At 39.3% G+C, this 10,253-nt stretch carries 2 protein-coding genes; both read right to left on the minus strand.

The window, feature by feature from the left end:
* A partial coding sequence (locus tag Q0E20_RS09030; RefSeq protein WP_295999251.1) for an ESPR-type extended signal peptide-containing protein occupies positions 1-7,193 on the minus strand: 7,193 nt, incomplete at its 3' end.
* Between the two features lie 549 nt (positions 7,194-7,742).
* A partial coding sequence (locus Q0E20_RS09035) for a YadA family autotransporter adhesin (protein WP_295999253.1) occupies positions 7,743-10,253 on the minus strand: 2,511 nt, incomplete at its 5' end.

Here is a 10,253-nt window from a genome sequence, read left to right on the forward strand (position 1 = left end):
GTTACAGTTAATGGATTATTAGCATCTGTTGTATCTGTACTAACCGTTACAGCAGCAACTGCAGATTTTTTAACCTCTGCTTCAGAGACTGTAAGATTTACATTTTTGCCATTTACGTCAGTAGAGATATATTTGCCATCGCCTTTAATACCAAATGTATCATCTTTAAGATTTACAGATCCCGTATTAGTCGCTACATCACCAACAAACTTCAATGTAGTAGCCCCAGTGGCAGCTTTCAATTGTTCTTCAGTAGCCGCACGGCCTTTTGTTGCAAAATCCGCACCAGTCACAGTTGTATTAGACAAGCCAGTGATATCGTTTACTGTACCATTTACAGTTACACCGCCGATATTAGCAGTTGTACCTGTAATTGTACCTGTAGCACCATTTAATGTTACAGAGCTTGTACCGCCAGTAGTGAATGTATTGTTCACACCATCAATGATTGAAGAACCAATCGTAGCTTTACCAGCTGTACCATCAATGGTTACAGCATTAGCACCAGAGCCTAATGTTACTTTATCATTGAGTTTTACATCATAAATAATATGACCATCTGCAGCAGTAGTAGATGTAAGCGTTACATTACCTTTTGTTGCATTCGCCGCTTCACCAGTATTAGCTGTAATTTCTGTTTTACTTGCTTTTTTAACAGCATTAATAGCATCAGCTACATTTTTAGCAGTGGCTACACCATCAGTCGTTGGGCCTGTAATTGTACCATCGGTACCAGCTGTGATAGATGCCGCATTAACAGCAACTTTCACACCCGCTGCCGTAGCAGTTGTGCTCACAAGACTACCATCACCAGTTACGGCAAAGGATACGTCCCCATCTTTAAGGTATTTATTACCTGTGCTACCAGTATCACCCGTAAGGCCAATGCCCTTAGTAGTAGCATTAACAGTATTGGCATCCAAGCCAACCGTAATCGTTTGATTATTAACAGTCGCTGTTACGCCATTCGCACCAGCTACATTCAATTTTTGGTTTTTAAGGTCCACAGTGCCATTGTTTGTACCATCAGTAATATTAAGGTTTTGAGACAAATTAGCTACAGCTTGTTTTACATCACCAATGTTGGCTGCATTAGTATCTGTCGTGCCACCACTAGCAACATTAGTAATAACCTTACCACCAGCATTGATACCATTTGTTTTATCAATAGATAAACCACCAACGGTTACTGTATCCGTTGTAATCCCTGTGCCAGTAATAGCAGTTGTACCATTTGTTAAACCATTTGTATTAATAACTGTATTGCCTGCAGTTACGGAATCAACAGTTATATTCTTAGCCGTTCCAATGGTGAAAGTCTTACCAGTTTGGGTAATTTCAATATTATCACCATTGTTGAAGGCAATAGTATCGCCACCTTTTACCTCTTCTTCAGCATGCGTATTCGCTTTCACCTTGAAAGAAGAAGCAGCCTTAGCAGTATCCTTAATAGCTTGTTCATTAACTGTCAAGGTTATATCATTACCAGATGCAGCCGTAGAGATAAACTTGTTATCCCCTTTGATATTGAAAGATACATTACCATCTTTTAAGGACTTAGCAGTCGTAGATGCACCTTTATCATCGGCTAACGCAATCGTATGAGCGATGTTGGTTGTATTCGTAGCAATATCTTGTGTATTTTTTGTAATCTTATTCCCTAATACAGTATTTGTATTATTAATAGCATCTGCCACATTTTTAGCAGTTGTTAAACCATCATTACCGGTTACAGAAGCCTCACCTGTAGAAGCATTGCTGTTAATGGTAGCACGTTTTGTAGAAACTTTTACAGCACTACCATCCATTTGAGTGGAAATGTAATCTCCAGTTGCACCACTTACCGCAAAGGATACATTACCGGTACTTAAAGACTGACTAGAACCTGTACCACTATCTGCATTAAGTGTAATAGTACGACCTACTGCAGTAGCGGAATTAGTAATAGATGTTTGTGTAGCTTTGTTAAGATCAAAAGATACCTTACCATCAGAATCTACAGATGACACCGTATTTGTGCCATCCACAAAGTTAAGGCCTTTAGACAAAGACACAGTCTTAGCTGTTGCACCATTGGCTGTATAGGCTAAATTCGTTTTATCAGCAAGTTTTGTTGTATCGATACCAATAGCATAGTCTTTAGAGTTAGTACCAGCTGTAGGAGTTACCGTAATAGGATTATCTGCTGTATTAGCCTTGCTTACAGTAACAGCATTTACAGCTAAATCTTTTACTTTAGCTGTATCAACAGCTACTTGTACACCTGTAGCAGATGCCTTTGTAGTAACTAGATTACCATCACCATATACTTTAAAGGTTGCATCGCCGTCTTTTAGATACTTAAGGCCAGTAGAACCAGTATCACCAGTAAGGCCAATGCCTTTAGTTGTAGCATTTACAGTTGCCTGATCTAAACCGATGACAAGATTACGATTTCCAGTACCGATTAAATCAGTTCTAATTCCATTTGCTCCAGTTATCTTAAGTGTGTCAGATTTTAGATTAACACTACCCGTTTTAGAGTTAGTATCTAAATTTAATGAAACACTAGATACAGCATTTTGTACATCCGTAATATTAGCAGCATTCGTTCCTACATTACCACCACTAGATACATTCGTAATTTGTTGACCACCCGCATCGATACCATTAGTGCCAAATTTAACTGTTTTTGCACCAGCTTTAGCAGTGAGACCATCTGTAGTAATGGACACATTATTCGCACCAGTAGGAGAACCAATTTGAAGTGTTGTATTATTTAATACATTATTACCGGCAGCAAATGAATTTCCACTAAAAGTTCTACCTGTTACAGCACCACTGTTACCATCTAGAGTAATTTGATTTGAACCAGTTCCAATAGTTACGGATTTATTAGCTTTTACTGTATCTACTGTAATATCCTTTTTAAGAGATGTCGTAATCTTCTTGCCGTTTCTAGCAACACTAATATTAGTATCACCACTGAAATCTACTGTATCATCTTTTGAAATAATCTCAGGTGTTGCTTCCCCATTGGCAGTTAATCGCCACTTATAAGCATTACTTTGAATAGCATTATTAATGGCATTAGCCACATTTTGTGCATCTGCCATACCTTTATTAGCTGCAGTAGCCGTACCATTCGTTACAGTAATGTTTTGTACTTTTCCAGACACATTAATGGTATTACCAGTTGCACTTGTCGTAATGTAATCATCATTACCTTGAATAGTCAATGGATGTGCAGCAAGGTTAACATCACCTGTACCAGTATTCCCTTTGAAAGCTAAATTAACGCTCTTCAATTGAGCCACATTAACAGCATCAGTATCAGCAGTACCGGCTGCAAGCCCCGTAAGTTGACGGCTTTGGCTATCGCTACCAATAGCGACGGCGCCTGTTGTACTAGTAAGTGCACGGCCTGCTAATCCTGAATAGGTATCCGTACGTGAAGTATTAGGATTAAAACCATTAATACCACCTACTGTATTAGCCACAGAATAAGAACCTATAGCAACGCCATTATAAGCAGTAGCCTGTGAATTAGTACCAATCGCTATGGCATTCTGATTCGTTGAAGACGCACCTTGCCCCAAAGCAATAGCAGAATCAGCACCGCCTGAGGCCCCTTTACCAATAGCAATAACACTGCTTACCGCTTTACTAGCAGTACCATTAGTAGCACGTGCTTGTGTCCCCAGCATGATGGAATCGGACGTATACATACTATTAGTCGCTATATTTCCAGCGCCATTACCAATACTCACATTGTTATTACCAACTATTTGGCGCCCTGCACCAGTACCAATCCCCACATTACTAGCTCCATTCGACTGCATACCTGCAGCCCAACCAATAGAAACACTATTGGCATTATTACTTGCACCATTATTAGCTTGGTAACCTAAGGATACGACATAATTATTATTAGCTTGAGCACCAGGTCCCATCGCTAATGCTGATCCACCATTAGCTTGTGAGTTAACGCCCAAAGCAAGTGAATCTTGCCCGGCTGTAGAAGCACCTTTACCTAATGCTATAGCATTTTTTGCAGTGGCAGTTGCACTAGGGCCAATAGCCATAGCATCACTCCCCATAGCACCATCATTATTTTTATTGCCTGCATCAGTAGAATTTACAGAAAAGTATTTTACCTTTGCTGCATTTAATTGAGATACATTAACTGCATCATTATCCTTGACACCATTAGCTACATTTCCTAATACACGAGGTGTTTGAGTCTGTTGATTTACATTCGTTTCATTAACATTCACTAGAGCTAATGATGTAGGTGTTTGTGCAATTGCATTTGGCACTAATGTACCATCATCTTTGACATCTACTGTACGATAATATTTTTCTTGCTTACTTGATCCAGTGCCTGTTACAACTTTTGAAAGTGGTTCTCCTGCTGCATTTACGTTAACTACAGAACCAGAGCCGCCGTTCATAATGTTGGTAACTTTACGTGCTAAAGAATAAATTTGAGAACCATTAACCGCATCGGTACTTGTTTGAGAAACCTCACCTGGCGCCACATTTTTAAGCTGACGTTCAAAACCTTTAGAACCAAAGGATACTACGTCCCCAGGGGCAATATTATCGCCACCTGCCCATTTAACCTCTACGCCATCAATAATTGCATTTACTTGCTTCGTTGCATAATGGTCTGTGTTAGATCCACCACCAATAGCTACTGAGTTATCAAAATTAGCACGAGCACCTGTACCAATAGCTACAGCATTAGTAACCGGTTTATTATCAACAACCTGGCCTTTATCATTCTTACGAGTCATACTATCCGATGCCGTACCAATGGCTACGCCTGCATTACCAGCAAGTGCACTCGTACCATAGGCTACACCAGCATGACCTGCTGTCGTACCTTGATATTTTGACAAATCATAGCCTGTTAGATTTTTGATAGCAGATTGTAAAGTACCTGTAACTTCGACATTGTTTGTATTAGTATAGGTTACGGGAACCGATCCCGCTTTTCGAGCGTCATCGCCACCAATTCCAATAGCAGCGTGCCCCTCAACTTTTACATTACCACCAATAGCAATAGATTGGTCACCTGTAACAACGGCACCTTCATCAGGAAGACTACCACTACCAATAGCAATGCCTTGTGTTACATTTGTAGCAACTTTAGAATTCGCACCAATTGCAATAGCTCTACTTGTAGTAGTGAATCCTGAACCAGATTCAGCTTTTGCATTTCTACCGATAGTAATACTATCATCACTTAAAGATTGAGCATTATTACCAAAAGCAATACCATTTTGGTTTGTAACCGCACTAGAAGGACCAATGGCTATAGAGTTAGGACCTGTGGCACCGTCATTATTTACATTACTACCAGCACCTGTTACACCTGATTTAATAGATACATAAGAGATCTTGAGATCTTTTGTCAGATCATTGGCCAATCCACTCGCTACGGAATATAATTGAGCTCCATTAATAGCATCTGTGCTATTTGCAGAAATTTCACCGGCGGCTACATTTTTAATTTGACGTTCAAAACCTGTTTTACCAACAGATACTTGCATACCAGCTAAATCCGTACCGGAAAGGACACCTTTATTCCAAGAATATGTCTTACCTCCAATAGTCGTAGAAGATTGAGCCGTCGCAGAAGAAGATGTAGTTGATCCACTACCAAAAGCTACTGCATTCTTTTTGTCAGCAACTGCATCTTTACCAATGGCAATTGCACTTTCAGCAGAGGCAGTCACATCTCGGCCCATGGCAATACTATAAGATCCTGTTGCTGATGTTCCCTTTGTTCCATATGTGCCTATCGCTAAAGATGATGTACTCTTAGTTGTTGCACTGCGCCCTATAGCAACACTGTTATCACCATCAGCCGTAACATCATTACCAATAGCAGTATCATTTGTCCCCTTACTATTAGCATTAGCCCCCATGGCAACCGATTGGTTACCTAAAGCATTAGAATCCCTACCAATAACAACCGCATTATTATTAGTGGCATTATTTCCCTTACCAACAGCAATAGAACCTTCATTCTTAGCTTGGTTAGTGCTACCAATAGAAACAGAATTATTTCCAGAAGCGGTGTTACTATAACCAACAGCAACTGCATTTTGACCATCTGCAGTTGTGGAATGCCCCAATGCGGTAGAGTTTTCCCCATTAGCCTTTACTGTATTACCGTAAGCAACAGAGTTTTTACCTATTGCATTACTTGACTGACCAACAACCACCCCACCATTACGACTTATTACAGATTTACCCATAGCAGTACCACCACCACTATCGGATACAGCATAATTACCAATAGCTATACCTGAGTCCTTTGCATTAGCAACATAACCCATAGCTATAGACTGTTTACCAGTACTTTTAGCACCATAATACAGTTGAACGCCCGAAATACCATTCAATAACTGCGTAACACTACCACCATTAGCACCAACAGCTTGATTATTTTTATCAGCACCAACACCACCAGTACCAATAGCAATAGAATCTTCATCAGTTGCAAACGCTTTTGGTCCAATAGCAATAGAACGTACACCATCAGAGGAAGCCTCTAAGCCAATAGAAACTGAAGAATGTTGTTTTGCAACAGACCTAGTACCCATTGTAATAGAGTCTTGACCACCAAGAGTCCCCGTAGCAGGTGCAGTTATAGTAGCACTCTTACCCATGGCTATAGAATTAAGCGCTGCTGCCGTTGCTGATGAGCCTAACGCAACAGTATTCTCTTGACTAGCCTTAGCATTAAATCCAATAGCAGTTGCATATTTAGCAGTAGCTTCTGTTTTATTTGTACCGCCATCAGAACCACCACCAAGAGCTATTGCATTTGTTCCATTAGCATTAGAAGAAAGACCTAACGCAACTGCCCCTGCACCATTAGCATTCGCACCAGCACCTACGGCTGTAGCCGGATTTTCAGGATTTGAAGTCGGAGCTTGGGCAGAACTTGCATAACCAATCGCAACAGACTGATTACTTTTAGATGCTGAACCTGTACCTATAGCAACACCTAATATATCCGTCCTACTACCATCAGGCATAGCACCATGTACACTTACAACATTACTAGTCAACGCCAACGTAGCAAGTATACTTGCTACTACAATTTTCTTTTTACCTGTTTTGTTCTTTGCCATTTCAGACACTACGATATAGCACTGTTTTGACTTAGACCAAATAACTTTAAAAATCTTATTCATGTATGTTCCTTTTTATAACTAACTCTCAAAACCATATCTTATATAAATTATTTTTAGTCTATGCATTATCATTATGTCATAAAATATACACATTATATTTCAGACTTTATTTCATAATTTTATCATATTTTACAGCTTATCCACAATAAAACCCCATGCATTATACGAATATTTAATTGCTAACCTTACATTCTTAAAGATAGTCAAAAAGTAGATTTCTGCTACTTCTTCTATAGTTATCAATGTATATTTAATACATTTTAAATAAATATTTATAAATAATTATACAAATAGATTTATATCGATATTCCAATATGATATATCTCTTTATTTTTTGTATGTGTATTTTTTATCTCATATTTATCAATTAATAGATAATTTCATCTTTACAACATTTTCCTATCATAATTTTATAATTAAGATAAGCTTTTAATAGATTAGATATTTCACAACGCAAAAAGCCACCACTCATTAAGAGTGGTGGCTTTCACCATATACATATTCATACATAAAAATATACAAATATATGGATTGTATATGCATCTCAATTTACGATTTAGAAGCTAATAATTGATCAACTGCAGCTTTCAATGCATCAATTTCAGATTGTTGCTTATCGAGCTTAGCTTTATAGGCTTCATTTTCAGAACGCAATTGAGTCATTTCATCTTGCATTACATAAATAGAACTGATAGGACCTGCCTTGTAACGATCAGGAATATTTTTCTTTTCAGCACTAATGCCAAATTTATGTGTAACACCAGCATTAACCATATTATGGTTACCGCCTACAGAAACGCCTACATTAAACATGGTATTGTCATTTGTATAATGAGCTAGACCAATCGCTGCCGCAGTTTGACCACGATAGTTCCCTACACCAGCCATAAATTGGGTTGGCTCTAATGGATCATATTGAATTGGTTTTAATGCAGCCATAGCCGCAGCATGAGCACCAACGCGTTCAACTTCAGCAGCCACTTGATTGATGGCTGCCGCTTGGCTATTACCAATACCTTGTAATTGCGACATATTAACCGCATCTGTTGGCGCTTGGCCCGGTGCAACATTGGTAATCTTATGACCACCATTATTTAATCCATCACTAGTTAAGGATACAACACTAGGCGCTCCCCCTGCTGGCGTAATCGTTATACCATTACCATTAGTTATCGTAGTACCTGCTGGATCAGTGAACGTAGCAGATGTCATACCAGACAATACAGGGTTGACTGCATAACTAATGGTTTTACCAGCTTGAGTCACTATCATATTATTACCAGCTTTGAAAGTAACAATTTCATCAGCCTTGATTTTTTCTGGACTTGTACCAGTAACATTACTTTGACCAGATCCATCTGTACCAACAGTAACCTTCCAACCAGAATTAGCTACAGCATCTTGTACATCACCTACGGTAGCCGCATTAGAACGGGTTGTACCACCACTGGCAACATTGGTAATCGCTTTATTACCAGCATCGATGCCAGCAGCCGTTACAGATGGACCACCTGTAATATGGAATCCTGTTGTATTTAATACGGAATTACCGGCTGTGAAGGAGTTACCTGCAAATGTATTGCCTTGAATAGTACCATTCGTACCATTTAAACTAATTTGATTAGCACCGCTACCTACGGTAACAGATTTATTAGCTGCCACAGAATCTACCGTTAAATCTTTTTTCGTCTTAATCGTGACTTTCTTTTTATTAGTACCATCTTGGCTAATTTCGATATTATCGCCATTCACAAGATCTACCGTATCGCCACCCTGTACCAACGTTGTATCGGTAGTACTAGAGTTAGTTGTTAAATTCCAAGCAGCCCCACTCTTAGCGGCTTCAGCCGCTTTATTAATAGCATCAGATACATTTTTAGCGGTTACTAAACCATCTGCACCTGTTACAGAAGCAGCCCCAGTTGTAGCATTGCTATTAATAGTGGCACGAGTCGTAGAGATTTCAACAGTACTACCATTCATAGCGGTAGTGATGTAGTCCCCTGTTTTCCCTTTCACATCGAACGCTACATTGCCATCTTTTAAGGATTGACTCGAAGCAGTACCGCTATCTGCACCAAGAGAAATGGTACGATTTACGGCTGTTTGTGCATTATCTATGGCCGTTTTTGTGGCTGTATCTAAACCAAAGGATACCGTACCATCCGTACCTACGGTTGCCTCTGTACCAGTACCATTTACAAAATTAAGTCCTTTCGCTAAGGATACTTTCTTCGCATTCGCATCGGTATCATTATTGGCACGATAAGTCAAATCTGTTTTAGTCGCTAATTTTGCCGTATCGATACCAATAGCATAATTTTTAGCATTAGTCCCCGTTGTTGCCGATACAGTAATCGGATTATCTGTTTGAGTAGTATCTTTGCTAACCGTTACGGCACCGACTGCTAAATCTTTAATTTTAGAAGCATCTACAGATACTTGTACACCTGCAGCTGTCGCTTTCGTGCTCACCAAATTACTATCGCCTGTAACAGCAAAGGATACATCGCCGTCTTTAAGGTATTTATTACCTGTAGCCCCAGTATCTCCTGTTAAGCCAATACCTTTTGTAGTAGCGTTCACCACATTAGTATCTAAACCAACTGTAATAGTTTGGTTGTTAACAGTAGCGGTTACACCATTTGCACCAGCCACATTCAATTTTTGAGTCTTAAGATCTACTGTACTATTGTTGGTACCATCTGTAATATTGAGGTTTTGTGACAAATTAGCTACAGCATCTTGTACATCACCTACAGTAGCCGCATTAGAACGGGTTGTACCACCACTGGCTACATTCGTAATCGCTTTATTACCAGCATCAATACCAGCCGCCGTTACAGATGGACCACCGGTAATATGGAACCCTGTTGTATTTAATACGGAATTACCTGCTGTAAAGGAGTTACCTGCAAAGGTATTACCACTAACGGCACCAGTTGTACCATCTAAACTAATTTGATTTGTACCGCTACCTACAGTAACAGATTTATTAGCCACAATAGAATCTACCGTTAAATCTTTTTTCGTCTTAATCGTGACTTTCTTTTTATTAGT

The sequence above is a fragment of the uncultured Veillonella sp. genome (genome assembly GCF_934230905.1).
Taxonomy (GTDB): domain Bacteria; phylum Bacillota; class Negativicutes; order Veillonellales; family Veillonellaceae; genus Veillonella.